The 18,422-nt window shown below is 74.0% G+C and carries 10 protein-coding genes; 2 read left to right on the top strand and 8 right to left on the bottom strand.

Annotated elements, in window-relative coordinates; genetic code table 11:
* Positions 1 to 129 precede the first annotated feature (129 nt).
* Positions 130 to 3,219: a helix-turn-helix transcriptional regulator gene (locus tag IE94_RS41350; RefSeq protein ID WP_037924244.1), complete on the top strand. Its 3,090-nt coding sequence runs from the start codon at positions 130 to 132 to the stop codon at positions 3,217 to 3,219.
* Between the two features lie 61 nt (positions 3,220 to 3,280).
* Here IE94_RS41350 and IE94_RS0132375 read toward each other — a convergent pair whose 3' ends face one another.
* Entirely contained in the window at positions 3,281 to 6,148 is a 2,868-nt protein-coding gene (locus IE94_RS0132375; RefSeq protein ID WP_078606651.1) for an AAA family ATPase, read from the bottom strand.
* Positions 6,149 to 6,338: 190 nt separating this feature from the next.
* On the opposite strand from IE94_RS0132375, the gene IE94_RS0132370 reads away from it, so the two are divergent.
* A complete protein-coding gene (locus IE94_RS0132370) occupies positions 6,339 to 8,573 on the top strand; it encodes a helix-turn-helix domain-containing protein (protein ID WP_030191514.1) in 2,235 nt (744 codons plus the stop codon).
* Positions 8,574 to 8,627: 54 nt separating this feature from the next.
* Here the strand turns inward: IE94_RS0132370 and IE94_RS0132365 are convergent, their stop codons facing one another.
* The 7 genes from IE94_RS0132365 to IE94_RS40085 form a co-directional block, all read right to left on the bottom strand.
* Entirely contained in the window at positions 8,628 to 9,065 is a 438-nt protein-coding gene (locus tag IE94_RS0132365) for a cupin domain-containing protein (protein WP_030191512.1), read from the bottom strand.
* 275 nt (positions 9,066 to 9,340) lie between these two features.
* Entirely contained in the window at positions 9,341 to 12,724 is a 3,384-nt protein-coding gene (locus IE94_RS0132360; protein WP_030191510.1) for a S8 family peptidase, read from the bottom strand.
* A gap of 128 nt (positions 12,725 to 12,852) precedes the next feature.
* A complete protein-coding gene (locus tag IE94_RS0132355) occupies positions 12,853 to 14,067 on the bottom strand; it encodes a CU044_5270 family protein (protein ID WP_030191507.1) in 1,215 nt (404 codons plus the stop codon).
* Positions 14,064 to 14,630 carry an RNA polymerase sigma factor gene (locus IE94_RS0132350; protein WP_030191505.1) on the bottom strand — a complete coding sequence of 189 codons (567 nt, stop codon included), beginning with the start codon at positions 14,628 to 14,630 and terminating at the stop codon, positions 14,064 to 14,066. Before IE94_RS0132350 ends, IE94_RS0132355 begins: the two co-directional genes overlap by 4 nt.
* A 157-nt stretch (positions 14,631 to 14,787) precedes the next feature.
* Positions 14,788 to 15,810: an alpha/beta hydrolase gene (locus tag IE94_RS0132345; protein ID WP_051777808.1), complete on the bottom strand. Its 1,023-nt coding sequence runs from the start codon at positions 15,808 to 15,810 to the stop codon at positions 14,788 to 14,790.
* Positions 15,807 to 17,024 carry a cytochrome P450 gene (locus IE94_RS0132340; protein ID WP_030191503.1) on the bottom strand — a complete coding sequence of 406 codons (1,218 nt, stop codon included), beginning with the start codon at positions 17,022 to 17,024 and terminating at the stop codon, positions 15,807 to 15,809. The genes IE94_RS0132345 and IE94_RS0132340 overlap by 4 nt, the downstream gene beginning before the upstream one ends.
* A 572-nt stretch (positions 17,025 to 17,596) precedes the next feature.
* Positions 17,597 to 17,761, bottom strand: coding sequence for a hypothetical protein (locus IE94_RS40085; protein ID WP_157849415.1), 165 nt, complete (start codon positions 17,759 to 17,761; stop codon positions 17,597 to 17,599).
* Positions 17,762 to 18,422: the final 661 nt, after the last annotated feature.

Genomic DNA, 18,422 nt, shown 5'->3' with positions numbered 1-18,422 from the left:
CCGGGACGAGCCCGACACCGCGGGCGTTCCTGTCCGAATCCTCCGGTGTTACAGTCCTTCCCGCGCTTCCGGCGCGGAGGGGACACCGCCCGCCGCGGGGCCGGCCGGAGGAGCCGGAAAGGGACAGAGGTGAGCGCACACACGACGTCCGACACCACCGCGCCCGTCGGCCGAGCGTCCGAACGGCGACTGGTGACCGACCTGCTGGCCGCCCTGCCCGGCGGCGAGGCCGACGACAGTGCGGACGGTACGGGCAGCCCCCGGGTGCTCCACATCAGCGGCGGTCCGGGCACCGGGAAGACGGCTCTCCTGCGCTTCGCCGCCCGCACAGCGGCCGGACGCGGTGTGCCGGTACTGGAGACGGCACCCGCACCCGGCGAACGCGCCCTGCCGTATGCCGCGCTGCACAGCCTCCTCGGCTGCCTCCTGCCCCGCCTCGACGAACTGCCGGCCGCACAGCGCGCCACCCTGCGGGCCGCGTTCGGCGTCGACGGCACCGGACCGGCCCCCGGCCAGCTGGCCGCCGCCGCCCTGGACCTGCTGACGCTGGCCCCGGGCCCGGTCCTGCTCTGTGCCGACGACGTGGACCTGCTCGATCCCGCGAGCCGGGACACCGTACGCACCCTGGCCCGGCTCTGCGCAGGGACCGGCGTCGGCCTGGTCGTCACCGAGCGGGCCGCCCCGCCGCCGGGGGAACCCGCCCCCGACGCCCGGACGGCAACCCTCGGACCACTGCCCGCCCCCGAGGCACGCCGCCTCGTCGCCCTGGCGGGACGCGTGACGACCTACGCCGAGGAGGAACTCGTCCTGCAGGTGGCGCGCGGCAACCCCCTCGCGCTCACCGAACTCTCGCTGGGTGCCACGCTCTCCCCGGACACGGCCGGCCTCGGCACGCTGCCCGCCACCCCCCGCCTGGCCCAGGCGTACTCACGGGACCTCGAAGGTCTGTCACCGGCAGCCGGCGACCTGCTGTTCGTCGGCGCGCTGAGCACCTCACCGTCCGCCCGGGACGTACTGACCGCCACCGCCCGCCTGACCGGCGACGACGCCGCGGCCCGAGCCGGACTGGAGGAGGCACTCACCCGCGGACTGATCACCAGACACGAGGTCGTCCGGGACGGTGGCCCTGGAGGGGGCGGGGGCCCCGGGCGGGAGGGTGGTGCTGGAGGAGAGGGTGGCCCGGGCCGGGTCGGTTTCCCTGGTCGCGAGGGCGGTTCTGGTGGGGAGGGCGTCCCGGGCCCGGTCGGTGTCCCCGGTCGCGAGGATGACCCCGGGCGGGTCGGTACCCCTGGAGGGGAGGGCACCCCGGGCCGGGTCGGTGCCCCCGGAGGGGACGGTGCCCCGGGTCAGGTCGCTGTTCCCCGACGTGAGGCCGGTTCCGAAGGCGGTCGCGATCTCGACCATCATCCCGACCAGCCCCGCCCGGAGCAGGAACTGCGGTTCCCCGACCCGCTGCTGCGCATCGCCGTGCTCGCACGGGAGTCGGGGGCGCGGCGACTGGCCGCGCACGCGGCGCTCGGCGGGGCCGTCGGCGACCCGGACCGTGCCGCCTGGCACTCGGCCCAGTGCATGGCCCGTGCCGACGCGGAACTCGCCACACGTCTGGAAGCCCTGGCCGCCGGGCCGCGCGCGGGGACGGACGTGCTGCCGGCCCTGGCCGCTCTGGAACGTGCCGCCCACCTCTCCCCGGACGCCGAGACCGGTGCTTCCCGGCTGGCCCGCGCCGCCGAACTCGCCTGCCACCACGGACTGGAGCGGCAGGCCCGCCGGTATGCCCGGGGCGTCGAAGCGGCCGGACCCGGTGCCGTCGGCCGTGCCCAGTCGCTGTGGCTGCACGACCTGATCCCGGGCGAGTTCGCGGTCGGCCGGGAGCGCGTCGCCGACCTGTGCGCGGCGGCCCGCGCCGTCGCCGCCGACCATCCCGTCCTCGCGCAGAAGCTGCTGCACGCCGCCGCCGGCCGGTGCTGGTGGCAGCGGGCCGCGCGCCACGAACGGGACCTGGTCGTCCATACGTTCCGCGACCTGCGCCCCCACCCCTGGGATGCCCGGGACCTCGCCGTGCTGGCCCTGACCGACCCGTCGGCCGCGAGCCGCGAGGCCCCGGCCGCCGCGCCCCGGCCGTCCGGCACCGAGGAACTGATGCTGCTCGGCCAGGTAGCCCACCTCACCGGCGACCTCCAGCGGGCGGCGCCGCTGTTGGCGCGGGCGGAGACGACCGCCCGCGCCGAGGGACGGCACGGACGGCTGCCGCGCCTGCTCGTGGCCCGCGCCCTGGGCGAGGTGTGGCTGGGCACCCGGTGGGCCACCGCCCTGGCCCTGGCCGAGGAGGGCCGCTTCATCGCCGGCCGGACCGGACAGGCCGACTGGTCGGCACGGGCCGTCGGGGTGCAGGGCATCCTCCACGCCCTGTGCGACCGGCCCGAAGACGCGCTGCGCTGCGCCACGGAGGCCGAGGAGGCGGCCCTGCGCCTCGGCCAGAGCCGCCATCTCGACCTGGCCGCGATCACCCGGGCGCTGGCGGCGTCCGGCGCCGGACGGTACGCCGAGGCGTACGCCCAACTGCGCGCACTGCTCACCGAACGGACGGCGCCGTACGCCTTCGAACGGGTCTGGGCGCTGGCCTTCCTGGCCGAGGCCGCCTGGCCGGCCGGGGAGCGCGCCGACGCCGGCGCCGTCGTCGAGCGGATCCGGGCCCGCGCCCCCGGCGGTCCGGCCCCCCTGCCGGAACGTGTCCTGGCCTACGCCCGCGCCGTGCTCGCCGAGGACGGCGAGGCCGAGACCCGCTACGCCGAGGCGCTCGCCGACGGAGCCGAGCAGTGGCCGCTGCTGTACGCGATGACCCGGTTCGCGCACGGCGCCCGGCTGCGACGCCGACGCCGGCTGCTGGAGTCCCGGGAGCCCCTCGCCGCCGCCGAGCGGGTCTTCCGTTCGCTCGGGGCCGTCTCCCGCGCCGATCTCGCCGCCGCGGAGCTGCGGGCGACCGGGCTGGCGCAGACCGGACCGGAGCAGACCGCCGGCGTCCGCGACTCGGCCGCCGACCTGCTGACCCCGCAGCAGCTGACCATCGCCCGGCTCGCCGCCCGCGGCCTGTCCAACCGGGCCGTCGCGGAGCAGTTGCGCCTCTCGCCGCGCACGGTGGCCTCGCACCTCTACCAGATCTTCCCGAAACTGGGCATCACCTCGCGCGCCCAGCTCGCCGAGCGCGTCGACCCCTCGTAACACCTGTCCCGTCGACCGCGGACCGCAGACGGACCGCGCACGTACCGCGCCCACGCACCCGTCAGTCGTCGCGCACTTCCCGCAGCACCGCGACCAGTTGTGTACGCGCGGTCACCCCCAGCCGGGGGAAGATGCGGTACAGATACGCCCCGATGGTGCGCGGCGCCAGGCCCAGCTCCTCGCCGATGGCCCGGTTGGACAGACCGTGTGCGGCCAGCCGGGCGATCCGCAGCTCCTGCGCGCTGAGCAGGTCACGGACGCTGGCCGGTCCGGCCCCGCCCGACGCGGCGGTCTCCGTCCGCGCGCCGCCTGCGCGCAGCTCCGCGGTGATGCGCGCCACCCGCGCCCGCGCGTCCGCCACGGTGAAGGCGGCCGCCGCCTGCCGCAGGGTGACCCGGGAGTCGGTGATCTCGCGCCGCCGCCGCAGCAGCCGTCCGTGGGCCAGCCGCAGGGACGCGGCGAGGAACGGCCGTCGGGACAGGTCCATGGCGAACGCCCGCCCGTACCGGTCGTCGGCCTCCTGCCCGTCCGAGAGCACCGCCCGCGCCACCGCGAGTTCGGCGGCCACAGGCGAGGAGAGGTCCACCGCGACCGCCGCGGCCTGCGGCGCGGAGCGATCCGCTTCCGTTTCTTCCGTCTCTTTCGTCTCGGCGGCCAGCCGGTTCAGCAGCGCGCGTGCCCCCCGGCCCGCGCCCACCGCTTCCGCCGCCTCCGCGAAGGGGACCAGGGCGTACCGGGCCACGGCGGCCCGGCCCGGGTCCGTCAGGAGCGCGAGGAGTCCGGCGTGACCACCGGTGAAGTCGCCGCCCTCCACCCGTGCCCAGGCCGTGGCGACCGCGACGACGTCGTCGACGAACCGCACCGAGTGCCGGGCGGCCGCCAGATCCGCGGCGTCGACGACGGGCACCGTGCCCGCCCGCAGCCCCCGCACCAGGCGTCCGAGCATGCTCGCGGCCGACGCGAGCCGGTCCCGGCCGCGGTGCGGCGCCGACTCGCCGCACCGCGCGAACGACCGCCCGGCCTGTCCCCAGTCGCCCATGAGCAGGTGCGCCAGCCCCTGCCGCAGCCACACGTGCGGCAGCCGGTCGTCCAGGCCGAGGGAGCGGCACCGGTGCTCCGCCTGCCGGTAGAGGTCCAGCGCCCGCAGTGCCGCCCCGGCCAGCAGGGCGGCCTCACCCAGCCGCTCCAGGTCGCGTACGGGGACCAGGTGCGTGTCCGAGGCGGCGGACAACCGCGCGACGACGACCCCCGCGCGCCGCGTGCCGCCCACGGTCGCCATGGCGTGCACCAGCCGTGGATCGCCCGCCCGCCGCGGCATCCGGTCGAGGAAGGCCAGCAGCGCCTCGGACCGCTCCGCGTCGGCCGTGATCCCGGGCGCCGTGAGCCGGGCCAGCTCCAGCGCGTGCTCCTCCTCGCCCGGGCCCTCCGGCACGGGCCAGTTCGCCGGGTCCGCCCAGGAACGCCGCTCGTCCCCCGTGGCGTCCTGCTGCCCCGCCAGGACCCGGGCGCACAGGGAGCCCAGCGGCCCGAGCGGGTGCCGCAGCGCCCGGTGCGCCAGCATCCGCGCCATGCGCCGCGAACCGAGGTCGTGGGCGAGCCGGGCGGCCAGCAGCGCACAGCGCCCCTGGTCCTCGGGCGCGGTGTACAGGTCCGCCGCGCGCCGCAGCATACGGATGGCCGTCACCGGCTCACCCCGCTCCAGCGCGTCGCCGTGCACCGCCTCCAGCCGGGCGGCCAGCCCCGCGTCCGTCCCCTCCGCCGCCTGCGCCGAGTGCCACGCGCGGCGCACCGGGTCCCGCTCCATCACCTCGGCCAGGGCCGCGTGCGCGGTACGGCAGCGAGCCGGGCCGACGCCGTGCACCACGGCTCCGGCCGCGGCGGGGTGCGTGAACCGCAGCCCCGTGCCCTCGCACACCACCAGCCCTTCGCGCTCGGCCCGCTCCACCGCCTCGAAGCCCGGTGCGGTGCCGCCGATCCGGGCCGCGGCCGACATCAGCAGCGGCAGCTCGCCGTCCGGGTGGAGGGCCGCCACCAGCAGCAGATCCCGGGTGGCCGCCGGGAGCAGCGCGGCACCCGGCGCCAGCGCGGCGGCCAGCCGGTCGGAGGACGGGGGCAGGTCGGGCACCGACTCCCCGGTCCGCGCCGGGAGTTCCAGCAGCGCCAAGGGGTTTCCGGCCGCGGTCGCCAGCAGTTCCCGTTCGGCCAGCGGGTCGCAGCCCGGACGCCGCAGGGCCACCAGTTCGGCGGACTGCGCCGGCGACAGCGGGCCGAGCGGCAGCTCGGGCAGGCCGCTCAGCAGCGCGCGGCGGCCGGAGCCGGAGCCGTGGCGCGCGGCTATCAGCACCGCCAGCCGCCGTCCCGCCGTCCGCCGCGCCACGAAGGCCAGCACCTCCGCGCTGGCGGCGTCGAGCGCGTCGAAGTCGTCCACGGTGAGCAGCAGCGGCCGGTCGGCGGCGGCCGACTCCAGCGCGCCGAGCACCAGGAAGGGCAGAGGTGTCCCGTCGGCGCCGGATGCGCCGTCGAGCAGCAGCTCCTCCAGGTCCCGCAGGGGACCCGCGCCGCGGACCGGGGGCGGACCGTCCAGAAGCGGCCACATCAGTTGCAGCAGCCCCGAGCGGGGAGCGGCAGCGGCGCCCCGTGCACCGGCACAGCGCAGCACGCGCAGGCCCGCGTCGGCCGCGGCCTCGACCCCGGCCTCCAGCAGCTCCGACTTGCCCGCGCCCGCCGTCCCGTACACCGTCCGCGTGGCCCCGCCGGCGAGGCCCTGGCGCAGGAACGCCTCCATGGCCCCCAGTTCGCCCTCGCGACCGACGAGGCGGTCCGCGGCCGGCCGCCCGCGGACCGAGGGAGCGGCGGGCGGTGCGGGCGGTGGTACGGCGTGCTGCTGTGCCGATTGCCTGAGCGAGACGGCCCCGGCGACTGCGTTCATGGTGACCCCTGTTCCCCTGCGCGAACGGCTCCCACCGGGTGCGCGGAGACGTTCTCCCGGCCGTTCCTCATCCCACCGGACAGGGGTCCGCCCGGCCAGGCAGTTCACATGCAGTTTGGTCCCGCCCGCGGCGAGCGGCACGAAACCCCCTCGTGAGAGGCTTGCCCGGAGATCGATCAGGGGGTGGACGGTGGAGACGAACGCGTTCGGTCCGTTGCTGCGTGAGGCACGGCAGAGAGCACTGCTCACACTGGAGAGCCTGGCCGAGGCCTCGGGCGTCAGCGTCCGGGCCATCAGCGACATGGAGCGCGGCAAGAGCCTGCCGCGGCAGGCCACACTCGGTGAGCTGATGGACGCCCTCGACGTGGACGAGGAGCAGCGGCGGCGCCTGGTGGCGGCGGCCCGGCCGGGCACCCGTCCGGTCCCCCGGCAGCTGCCACCCGATCTCGCGGTGTTCCGGGGCCGTGAAGGCGTGCTGGCCCAGCTGCGCGCCCTCGAGGACCGGGCTGCCGCCCAGGGCGGCCATGTCGTCATCTCCTCGATCGGCGGCATGGCCGGCGTCGGCAAGACGGCCCTCGCCGTGCACTGGGCGCACCAGATGTGCGAGCGGTTCCCCGACGGCCAGCTCTACGTGAACCTGCGTGGCTTCGACGACTCCGGCAAACCACTGGACCCGGGCGACGCCCTCGGCGTCTTCCTGCGGGGCCTCGGAGTCCCCAGCACCGACATCCCCTCGGCGACCGAGCAGCGCGGCGCCCTGTTCCGCCAGCGGGCCGCGACCCTCAGACTCGTCGTGGTCCTCGACAACGCCCGGGACGCCGAGCAGGTCAGACCCCTGCTGCCCGCTGCCCCCGGATGCCTGACCGTCGTCACGTCCCGCAACCAGCTGCTCGGCCTGGCCGCGGCCGACGGCGCCACACCGGTCGGCCTCGACGTGTGGACGCCCGAGGAGGCCCTCGCCGCGCTGGCCGCGAGGATCGGCGCCGAGCGCTGCGCGGCGGAACCGGAGGCCGCCGCGGAACTGGTCCACCTGTGCGGGCACCTGCCCCTGGCGGTGGCCGTCGTCGGCGCCCAGCTCGGCGCCGAACCCCGCCTCCCGCTGCGGGTCGCCGTCGCCGAACTGCGCGAGGCCAGGCCCCGGCTGGACGCGCTGTCCGCCGACGACCGCAGTGTCGACGTCCGCGCCGTCTTCTCCCGGTCCTACCGCGCGCTCGGCCCGGCCACGGCCCGGTTCTTCCGGTACCTGTCCCTCCACCCCGGCTCGGCCGCGTCCGCCCAGGCGGCGGCCTCCCTCGCCGGGCTGCCCATGACCCAGGCGCGCGGGCACCTGCGCGAACTGGCCTCGGCCAGCCTGGTCTCCCGGGACGCCGAGGGCCGCTACGTCCTCCACGACCTGGTGCGCGCCTACGGCGCCGAACTCGCGGAGCACCACGACGACGACCGTCTCGGCGCCCTGGACCGCCTGCTCAGCTATCTGCACCACAACGCCAAGAGCGCCAACGTCCACGTGACGCAGCAGTTCCGCTCCGGCCTGCCCGACGACCCGGCGGCGGGCGCGGTCCACGTCCCGCTCGACAACCGGACGGACGCCCTGGACTGGTACCGGCAGGAGGAGCAGACCGCGGCGGCCGCGCTGCGTGCCGTGGACGACCCGCGGCTGCTGCGCCGCCGGATCGACGTCGCCCTGGAGTGGGTGTCCTACAACGAGACCACGGGACGCTGGCCGGAGGAGATCGCCGCCACGCGCATCGCCCTCGACGCGGCCCTGAAGCTCGACGACCCCGTCGCCGTCGAACGCAGCAGCCACAACCTGATCCGCGCCCTCATCGAGACCGGCCGCGGCGACGAGGTCGGCGGGCTGATCGAGACCCGCCTCCCCTACCTGTCCCGGCTCCCAGCGGAGCACCGCACCGGTGCCGAACGGCGTGCCTCCTGGGTGTGCAGCAAGCTGGAGCGCCCCGAGGAGGCCCTGGGCCACGCGCGCACGGCCCTGACGATCGCCCGCACGCTCGGTCGGCCGGACGAACTGGCCCGCGCCCTGCTCGAACTGGCCTTCAAGGTGTCCGACATGGGGGAGAACCAGGAGGCGGTCGCGCTGTGCGAGGAGGCGCTGCCCGTCTGCCGGGACACCGGGGAGCGCCGCTTCGAGGCGATGGCCTGGGGCACCCTCGGCGTCGCCCGGCTCGGCCTCGACGACCTCGACACCGCCGTCGACGACCTCAAGAAGGCACGGCACCTCTTCGAGGAGACCCTCGACGTCTACAACGAGGCCGAGACCCTCGACAACCTCGCCACCGTCCACCAGCGGCGCGGAGCCACCGAGGAGGCCCGTACTTGCTGGCTGAAGGCTGCCGAACTCTTCACCGGCCTGCGCGTCGCCCGCGCCGCCGAGATGCGGGCCAGGGCGGAGGCCCTCGGGCCGTGAGCCGGGAGGGGCCGGGCGGAACGCTCTCCGCCCGGCCGGGACAACGGCCGCGTCCTACTGGAAGTCGCAGCCGGGGTTGGGGGCGTCCTCCGACAGGGGAGCCCCGTGCGGCAGCACGTAGAGCACGTCCAGGACGATGTCGGTCGTGCCGAGGTTGCGCCCGATGTGCACGTGCTGGGAACCGGAGGGCTCCGTGAGCGTGCTGCCGGCCTTGTACACCCCGTCGGACGCGCAGTCGGAGTCGAAGTGGCTCAGCGTGCCGTGCTGGACGAAACCGTAGAGGGTCCCGTCGTGGTAGTGCCAGCCGGTGCTCTGGCCCGGGGGAACGGTGATCTCCCGGAGGATGTAGTCCTTCCCGCCGAACGTGGTCTGGGAGATGACCTTCGCCGTCACTCCCGGGCCGCCGGGAGTGGCGGACGCGGTGCCCGCACCGAACGACAGGGCGACGGCCGCGGCCGCGATCGCTCCCGACCTCAATAGATTCCTGCGCAAGGGAACCGAACCTTTCAGGTGACTGTCCGGCGCGCGCAGCCGAGCTGCTCCCCAGTGGGAGAAGGCGCCGGATTGCGGTACGCACGCTCTGAGGCACCGCGGGGACTGCCGGAACCGCAGAAACCCACGTGCCGCGTGCCATGCCAATGTTGACACACGTGTGCCGAACTGGGGCGCCGTGATCACACCTTCCGTGCAATCGCCATACGACGCCCACACCTGCTGTTTCACAGGTGTGGGAACTGACCCGCATTGCTCGCAGCGGGTCCGAGGGGCTACGGGGTGGTGAGATAGGCCCGCTCGATCGTCTGGACCAGTGTGTTGCCCCGGGCGTCGGTCAGTTCGGCCCGCAGGGAGACCGACCCGGCGCCGGCCGGGTGTCGCAGGACCAGGTGCGTCCCGTCGACGGCCCGGGCGGCCTGCCAGGTGTTCCCCCCGTCGTACGAGACGGTGAAGGCGAGCCTTCGGGGCCGCTCTCCCGCCGCGGCGCCCTCGACGTGGAAGGGCACCTCGAACCGCACGCCCGCCTTCGCGGTGCTCGCCGACGTCAGCCGGGGCGTGAAGCGGACCGCGGACAGGGGCAGCGCCGACCAGGCGCCTTCCGGTGTCTTGGCGGAACGGAAGGTCCACACCGACCTGACCCGGGTGCTCACCGACGCGACCTCGGGGTCCCGGGAGCTGTCCAGGGTCAGCCGGTAGGTACTGTCCTCGGCGGGGACGGTGTAGCGGGCGAGGTCCTCGGCCGGGGAGACGCCGTCGGGCTCGGCGACCTCTTTGCCGTCGGCCAGGAGCGAACTCTCCCGAAGCGTTCCGGAGTGGGTGTTCCAGTGGCGGGAGCCGTCGTTGTACTGCGGCAGATACGCCCTGATGACGTTCCCGTTCCGGGAGATGCCGGGGGTGACGACGGGCGGCGCGGTGCTCGTGTCGCCGAGCGCCGGACCAAAGACACCGGTGTTGAACCGCTCGGTGTAGTGCCGGCCGGCCCGGTAGGTCCCGGTGGTCCAGAACTCGTCGTCGGGGCCGGCGCCGGTCTGGACGAGGAAGTTCCACCGGATGTCGTCACCGAGGACGTAGTGCGTGCCGTGCAGCGGCAGGTCTGAGGTGACGGGCGACCCGAGCGAGGTCAGTTCCCCGGTGGGGGTGAGGGCCTGGGCGAGGATGCTGCCCTGCCCGCCCGCGGTGGTCTCGCCGACCCGGAAGTCGACCTCGGCCAGTTGCTCGCGCCGGACCTCGGTGGTGAAGCCCCCGAGGTCGCCGACCCGCTTCCAGGCCAGGTGGTAGGCGACCGGCGTCCGGCCGCTCGCAGCGTCGTCGCTCCAGGTGCCCGAGTACTGGGCGAACGCCTGGTCGGCGGGCAGCGCGGGGCCGATCTGTCCGACGGTGAAACTCCGGAAGTCGGGGAAGCCGTAGGAGAACAGCCCCGGCTCCAGGCCGGTGCCGCGCTGCCATCCCAGGGCGATCATGGCGTCGATGTTGGTGGCCGCCGGTTCGGGCAGGGTGGCCCGGACCGGCCGGGCCCGCCGGGCGTCGAGGGTGACGGTGGTGTCCGCGTCCAGCCGCAGCCTGGGCTGGAACAGCAGGGCGTGCACCGGGGACTCGAATCCCGGGTGGACGGTGTCGAGCAGGGAGTAGTCGCCCTTGGGCAGCCGGACCGTGAACTCGCCGTCCTCCTCGTCGGCGTAGGAGGCGTGGAAGTCGCTGTCCACGCCCTGGACGTCGGTCACGGCGTCGCCCGTGGGCTCGCCGTTCTCGTCGAGGTGCTTGAGCGTCAGGGTGTACATCTCCACCTCGCGCTCCACCCCCACGGCGGTGCGCACCCTGACCTCGCCGTCGGCGGAGACGGCGGACACCGAACCGCCGAACGTGCCGTCGGTGGTGCCGGCCCGGGTGTCCGCGGTGAGCGCGGTGCTCGCCTCGCCGCCCGCCGGGACGGTGAGGTGCTGCGGCGAGAGGGCGAACATGCCGTCGGGGGCGGGCCCCCCGTCCACCGCACGGGCGTCGACGGACAGGTCCAGCGTGACCGGCTGCGTACCGAGGTTGCGGTAGGTGAGCCGCCGCGTCACCGGCTTGTCGTCGTCGTGGGGCCACTGCTGCGCGCCGAAGTCGAGGGGCCCCTGCTCGGTGACGACGTTCTGCTTGAGGGCGCGCGCCACATCGGTCCGGCCGGTGCCCTGCTGGAACGAGCTGTACGCGCCGGGTTCGGCAGAACCGGTCAGCACCGCCTTGAGACGCCCGCCGCTCCAGTCGGGGTGCTGCTGGGCGATGAGGGCGGCGGCCCCCGCGACGTGCGGGGTGGCCATCGAGGTGCCGTCGAGGGTGATGTAGCCCGGGGTGTCGGAGGGGTAGGCGTGCTCCAGGGTGCTGCCGGGGGACGCCGCCGCCGTGATGGCGACACCGGGTGCGGTCAGGTCGGGTTTGACCCCGCTGTCCCCGACGCGCGGGCCGCGGCCGGAGGAGTCCGCGAGCCGGTCCGCGTCGTCGACGGCGCCGACGGTGAGCGCGGCCGGGGCGCTGCCCGGTGTGTTGACCGTGCCCTCGCCCGGTCCGTCGTTGCCGGCCGCGACGACGAAGAGCGTTCCGGTGTCGGCGGAGAGCCGGTCGATCGCCTCTTCCACGGGGTCGGTGCCGGGTGTGTCCGCGGCGCCGACACTGAGGTTGACGACGTCGGCGCCCTGGGACACCGCCCATTCCATGCCGGCCAGGACGGTGGACTCCTCGGCGGCACCCCGGTCGTTCAGGATCTTGGCGTCCAGAATCTTCGCACCCGGGGCGACGCCTTTGTACCGGCCGCCGGACTCGGCCCCCGTGCCGGCCACGATGGACGCGACGTGGGTGCCGTGGCCGTAGCGGTCCTCCCCGTCCGGGGAGTCGGAGAAGTTCTGTTCCGCGATCACCTGGCCCGCCAGATCCGGGTGGTCCGCGTCGACCCCGCTGTCCAGTACCGCGACCTTGGTGCCGGTGCCGTCGTATCCGGCGGCCCAGGCGGCCGGTGCGCCGATCTGGGGGACGCTCCTGTCGAGGGCGGCCCGCAGCGTGCCGTCCAGCCACACCTTCCGCACCCCCGAGGCGGCGAACCGCGCCCCGGACCCGGCACCTTCCTCCCCGCCGGCCCCGGTTGCCCCGCCGGTCACGGCGTCCCAGAACTCGGTGGCGCGCTTCTTGGGGGCGTGCAGCGCCGCCCCGTCGACGACCGGCAACGCGCGTTCGACCCTCGCCCCGGCGTCGGTGAGGGGGCTCGTCGAGCGCTTCGCACGGTCCCGGAAGGTGACGATCAGCGGCAGCTCGGACCGGTGCGCGTCGTCGTAGTGGTCCGCCACCAGCCCGGTCACGTCGAACAGCCGCGGGTCCAACCGACCCGTCGCCAGCGGCAGTTCGGCGTCGCCGGGTATCACACGTGTGTGTCCGGCGACCTTCCGGACCTGGATCGGCACGCGCTCCCGGCCCTTCGCGCGTTCCACCCGCACGACCCGGCCCGCGGCGTTCATCATGACCCGGTCGCCGGTGATCAGCGTCACCGTGGCCGACACCTTCGCCGTACTCGAACCACCCCCGCTCCGGGCACCGGCGGGCGGGGACGCCGCGGCTTGGCCGGTCAGGCCCGCGACGAGGGCCACGGCGAGGGCGACGGCCCCCGTCACGTGCCCGCTGGGTCTGCGCATGATAGGGGCTCCTGTCCCATGACGTGGTGAAACACGGATGACGCTGAACGAACGCAGCTGACGGCGGAGTCGGTCCACGGGGCGGCGCGACACACTACGGTGCGTGCCGCGCGCCCGCGCGGATCGGCTCAGCTGTCGGTGTTCTCGGGCACGGTGATCTGGCGCTCGCCCCAGCTCATCCGGGTGGTCGCGTGGTAGTTGAGCGTGGTGCCGGCCTTGAGACCCGCCTCCTCGGCACCGGCCGACGGCTCGACCAGCAGGTCCTGGTCGCAGAGCATCGCGCCGGTCGCCGGGTCGATGACCAGCCGCTGCCGTATGGTGCCCGCCGCGGTGCGGTACGTGTTCGGGGACTCCACACCGACACCCTCGCGCCCCAGCGGATCGGTGACGTGCCGGACCACCCGGACTCCGGGCAGTTCGGCCATCACACGGTAGGCCGCTGCCCGAACGGCCGGCTTCACGGGCATCGTCGCGAGGTTGCCCGCCTGGCGCAGGACGAAGGCGCTGCGGCCCGCGCCGGCGTTGTCGGCGCTGCTCTCCCGCGCGTACAGACCTTCCAGGTAGCGGCGCAGCTCCTTACTGGTGGAGGGCAGTGCCCGAAGGTCCTCGTAGGAGACGTTGTCCGGGCCGACGGCGTAGATGTCGCCGTCGACGTTCGTCCGCATCACCGTCGGCCGGTCGGCGCCCAAGGCGTAAGACCTGCGGGTCCCGTTCTTCTGCCCGGCGTCGATCGAGACGGTGTCGGGCGAGCCCGCGGCGTGCCAGCGGGCCTTGTCCGCGGCGGTCCAGGGCTCGATCACCGCGTCCAGTCCCGTGACCATCAGGCTCTGGGTTCCGGGCCGTACACCCACCGACCACTGCTCGGTCGACGTGTTGCTCACGGCGAAGGTCTGCCCGTTCGCCTCGGCGACGTCCAGGTACCGCGACTGCGTGGTGGTCTGCCAGTACGTGCCCTTCGCGGACGCGGTCTCGGCGTTCCGGGCCGCGCTGAGCAGCTCGATGTGACCGTCGACGCGCACGTCCTCGCCGGCATCCGTCGCCCGCGTCGTCGTGGGGGAGGGCGGCTGTGCCACGGGCCGGTCGCCCGGTGCCTGCGCGCCGCTCGTGCCGACGGCCACCACCACCGAGGCCGCCACCGCGGTCAGCGCCACCGCTCCCAGCGGGCGGAATCTGATCCCGCGGCGCGCGGAGCGGCTGTCCGCGGGTTCGGCGACGATGCGTGCGAGGTCCTGCCGCTGCCGCGTCGGATCCGTCAGCCGCGCGGGGTCCAGTGCGTCGGGACGCGCGTCGGCGAGCACGTCCATGACGTCGTGCCGCTCGGATCGCTTGGAGGGGTTCTTCATGCGGGTGCTCCTTGGCCATGAGGGGGGTATGCGGTGTGTACGCCGTCCACGGGAGCCGCCTCTGCGGCCTGTGCCGTCTCCAGCGCCTTCTCCAGACGTCGCCGGGCCCGGTACAGCCGTACGGTCAGGGTCGGGCCGGTGCAGTTCAGGACCCGGGCGGCGTCGCGGGGGCTCAGGCCCTGCCAGGCGATCAGCGTGAGCAGTTCCCGATCGGCCTCCGACAGGCTCGCGAGGGCCTGTAGCGCGACGTGCCGGTCCGTGACCACCGCCGCGACATCACCGACGTGGGTCTGGCCGCCGCTGGTGAGGCGTTGCGCCTCCTCGGCGGCGACCGTGTACTGCAGGGCGTCCCGGCGGCGCAGTTCGCGCACCAGGTTGCGGGCCACGCCCAGCAGCCAGGGCAGCGGGGGGTGGGGCATGTCGTTCAGGCGCCGCCAGGCGACGGTGAAGGCCTCGCTGGTGATGTCCTCTCCCACTTGCCGTCCGACCAGGCTCGTGGCGTAGGCGAGGACACGCGGGTAATGCTCTTCGTAGACACTGCGGAAGCGCTCGGCAGCCGTCACGCGCCCTCCTTTCGTCTCGGTGTTCACACCGAGCAATGCACGCAGCAAGCCGCTTCTTACATGTGCGAGCAGGAACTCGCTCTGTGATCGCCGTCACGTCGGGAGAGGAAGCCCGGAAACCCATGCTGGGCGTGCGCCACGTGGAGGTGCCGCGCCCTCACCGGTCCAGAACGCGGCGGAGCCAGCGGACGCGGGACTCGCGGGCGTCGCGGGCCACTGCGGTGTCGGGGGAGATCTGGTCGAAGCCGTGGAATCCGCCCGACCAGACGTGGAGTTCGGCATCGCCCCCGGCCCGCCAGATGCGGGTGGCATATGTGGTGACCTCGTCGCGGTAGGTCTCGGCCGCGCCGACGTCCATGTAGGCGGGCGGCAGACCGGACAGGTCGGTGGCGCGGGCGGGTGCGGCGTACGGCGCAACCCGCTCCGTGCCACGGGCCTCGCCGAGCAGCGAGGTCCAGGCGGCCTCGTTGGCGCGCTGGTCCCACACGCCCCGGCCGGCCATCTGCCGTGCCGACGGGGTGTCGTTGCGGTCGTCGAGCATGGCGCACATCGCCAGCTGGCCGGTCAGGCGCGGTCCGTCCCGGTCTCGCGCCATGAGCGCGACGGCCGCGGTCAGCCCGCCACCCGCGCTGCCTCCCGCGACCACGATCCGCTCCGGATCTCCGCCGGCTCGGACGGCGTGCCGGGCCACCCACAACAGGCCTGCGTAGCAGTCCTCGACGCCTGCCGGGTAGGGGTGCTCGGGGGCCAGCCGGTAGTCGACGGAGACCACGACAAGCCCGAGTGGCACGGCCCACTCGCGCAGAATGCCGGGTACGCCGGTACGGCTGGTACCGCCGATCATGCCGCCACCGTGGAGGTGGTAGACGACGGGGGCGCCGTCGGTCAGTCCCGCCGGGCGGGCGACCAGGAGTGGCACGTCCGGCGCTCCGGCGGGTCCGGGCACCGTGTGTTCCGCCACCTCGAAGCGTCCGCCGTCGCGCAGTTCCTCCAGGGTGGGCCCGGGTGCCACGGCGGCCAGGTGCGCGCGCCACCGCGGCACGTCCGCGGGCGAAGCCGGCTCGGCGGCGCGCAGGTCGCCCAGCCCGTCGAGGACGGTCGCCGTCTCCGGGTCGAAGGGTACGGGAGCGGGTGGGGCCTCCCGGTCGGGCCGCGCCGACCGGACGTGGCTACGGGTCACCAGGTGACGGGCAGTTCGTGCACGCCGTACGCGATCATGTCGTGTTTGAAGGCGATGTCCTCGTTCGGCACGGTGGTGCGCAGTGCGGGGAAGCGGCGCAGCAGGGCCGGGTGGGCGAGTTGCAGTTCCAGCCGGGCCAGCGCCTGTCCCAGGCACTGATGGGGCCCGTGGCCGAATGCGAGATGTCCGCGTACGTGCGGCCTGCCGATGTCGAACCGGTCGGGGTCGTCGAAGACGGCCGCGTCGCGGTTGCCGGAGGCGTTCGGCACGATGACACCCTCGCCCGCGCGGACCAGCCGACCCCCGATCTCCACGTCCTCCGTGGCGACCCGGGCGAGTCCGGTCTGCGTGATGGACAGATAGCGCAGCAGTTCCTCCACGGCCGACGCGACCCGAGCGGGGTCGTCGCTGTCCCGGACTACGGCGAGCTGATCGGGATTTCGCAGCAGCACCAGGGTGCCGAGGGCGAGCTGGTTGGTGGTGGTCTCGTGCCCCGCGACCAGCAGGGTGATCGCCGTTTCGACGAGCAGCTCGGGCGTGAGCTCACCGCTGCGCATACGTGTGACGACCAGGGAGCTGAGCAGGTCGTCGCCCGGATCGGCGTCCTTGCGCCGGATCAGTTCGCCCAGGTAGTCGCCAAGTTCGGCGCAGGCTTCGGTGAACTTCCGCGCGGTGCTGTCCCGGGAGATCATGGTGGCCGACACGCGCTGGAAGAGGGCCTGATCCTGCTCCGGGACGCCCAGCAGTTCGCCGATGACCAGGGAGGGCAGGGGCAGCGCGAAGGCCTTCACCAGGTCGGTCGCCGGCCCGGCGGCCTCCATCCGGTCCAGCAGGCCGTCGATGATCCGCACCAGCCGCGGAGTCATCGCGTTGATTCGCCTGACCGTGAAGTGGCCGATGAGCATACGGCGCTGACGCGCGTGCTCGGGACCGTCCTGCATGCTCAGGGCCCGCACCTCCTGGCGGCCCTGCGCTGCGAACCCCTCAGTCGGTGCGGGCAGGCCCGGCCTGCTTGAGTCGGCGCTGAAGCGGGGATCGGACAGCACGGCGCGCTGGTCCTCGTAGCGGGTGACCAGCCAGGGCGTCCCGCCGTCCCAGATACGTACCGGGACCAACGGGGCGTGGGAGCGCAGGGCGGCGAGTCGCGGGGGTGGGTCGAACGGGCAGCCGGCGGCTCGTTCGAAGGGAAAGTCGTCGATCACGGTCTGTGGCATCGGTGTGTGTCTCCTCGAGAGACGACGTGGGGGGATCGTTGCCGAAGGCGGGGGGCAATGCCCCGGCACGGTGCGACGGTCCGGACATCCCCGCCCGTGCCGCCGGCACGGTCCGGCGCATACCACGCGCGGACGATGGGGACACGAGGGGAGGACGTTTTGGTGGAGGGACGCAGGGAGCCACACCGACGGCAGGCAGGAGGGCGACCGTACGCGCAGGACCGGGTCAGCGCCCGGGTATGCGCAGGGCTGTCGCGAGTGGCCTGCGGGTGCGCCGCCTTCGGGTGGCTACGCTCTGTCGACTTCGATCATCACACGGTGACGATAGCACCGTTCTGCGGCCAACTCGGGCCGGATTCTGCATCGCGGTGATGCACGGCCGCTCAGCCTGAACTGTGACGAAAGGTTCACACCTTGTGAGCGCACGTGTTTCTATTCGCCGCGCATTGCATAGCGATCGGATCGCGCCACTGCGACATGCTCCACCGTCGGAGGTCCACGCCCGCACGGCCGAGCGGGCCCGCCGGGCCGACGAGCACACTCGTGCCTACGAGCCGGTGGAGAGCGCCATGTCACTGTGACGGGGCGAACCGCTGGCGGCGATCCCCGGCCCGTACGAGGCCGGCCAGTGGCACCGTCTCGGTGAACTGCGCCTGTCGCCGATCGAGGAGCGCGTCGACCTGGGACTTGAACTGGGCCTCGACGGCGGGTACGTGTCCGAAACTGCACGCGCTCATCGGCTGGACCGTCTGAAGAATCCGGTGAGCGCGCTGCCGGGCCGATCCGCGAGGTGGCGCGGCCGGCCGCGGAACGTCAACGCCCGTGCAGCGAACAGGCCCTGGACGACGTTACTCAACCCCGACGTCGGCGCACTCGTCACGACCGTTCAGGACGGTCGCCCGATCATGGCGGAGTTCTGGGACGCACCAGGGCGGGTTTCGATCCGTCCGTCCATCCACCTTTCCACGAGGAAGGCCCCCACCACGACAGCGACTTCGAATACGTGCTGTGCGACAGCACACCTGTCACGGGCGGTAGACTGGAGTGCGACACATGTGGTGAGGGCATGGGCGATCCTCACACCATAGAGTCACCTGCGCGCAGTGGTATGCGGGGCGGGTCAGTCCCTGGGCAGTCCGGAGTCGGCGCAGGGGTGGCGCGAGGCTGCGTGAGGAGATCGGCGAGGGCCGGGAGGAGTAGTCGTGTGTGAGGTCGAGTTCGAGGTGCGTACCGCCCCGGACCGGATCAAGCTGGACGATTCGCTGCCCGTCACCAACTCCTCGTGCGAGACGGGTAGGCGCTGATCCGTCATGGCGATCGAGGTGCCTGACTGGGCGAATGCTCTCTTTTTTATGGTCATGGGTGAGCGTATGCCGCAGGCCAATGAGGATCTTGCCT

The sequence above is a fragment of the Streptomyces violaceorubidus genome, from assembly GCF_000717995.1.
In the GTDB taxonomy this organism is placed as follows: domain Bacteria; phylum Actinomycetota; class Actinomycetes; order Streptomycetales; family Streptomycetaceae; genus Streptomyces; species Streptomyces violaceorubidus.
This window is presented reverse-complemented; position numbering and strand designations above follow the sequence as displayed.

Coding starts and splice junctions, on each gene's coding strand:
- IE94_RS0132375 (WP_078606651.1), bottom strand. CDS start 6,148: ATGAACGCAGTCGCCGGGGCCGTCTCGCTCAGGCAATCGGCACAGCAG.
- IE94_RS0132360 (WP_030191510.1), bottom strand. CDS start 12,724: ATGCGCAGACCCAGCGGGCACGTGACGGGGGCCGTCGCCCTCGCCGTG.
- IE94_RS0132340 (WP_030191503.1), bottom strand. CDS start 17,024: ATGCCACAGACCGTGATCGACGACTTTCCCTTCGAACGAGCCGCCGGC.
- IE94_RS0132355 (WP_030191507.1), bottom strand. CDS start 14,067: ATGAAGAACCCCTCCAAGCGATCCGAGCGGCACGACGTCATGGACGTG.
- IE94_RS40085 (WP_157849415.1), bottom strand. CDS start 17,761: ATGAGCGCGTGCAGTTTCGGACACGTACCCGCCGTCGAGGCCCAGTTC.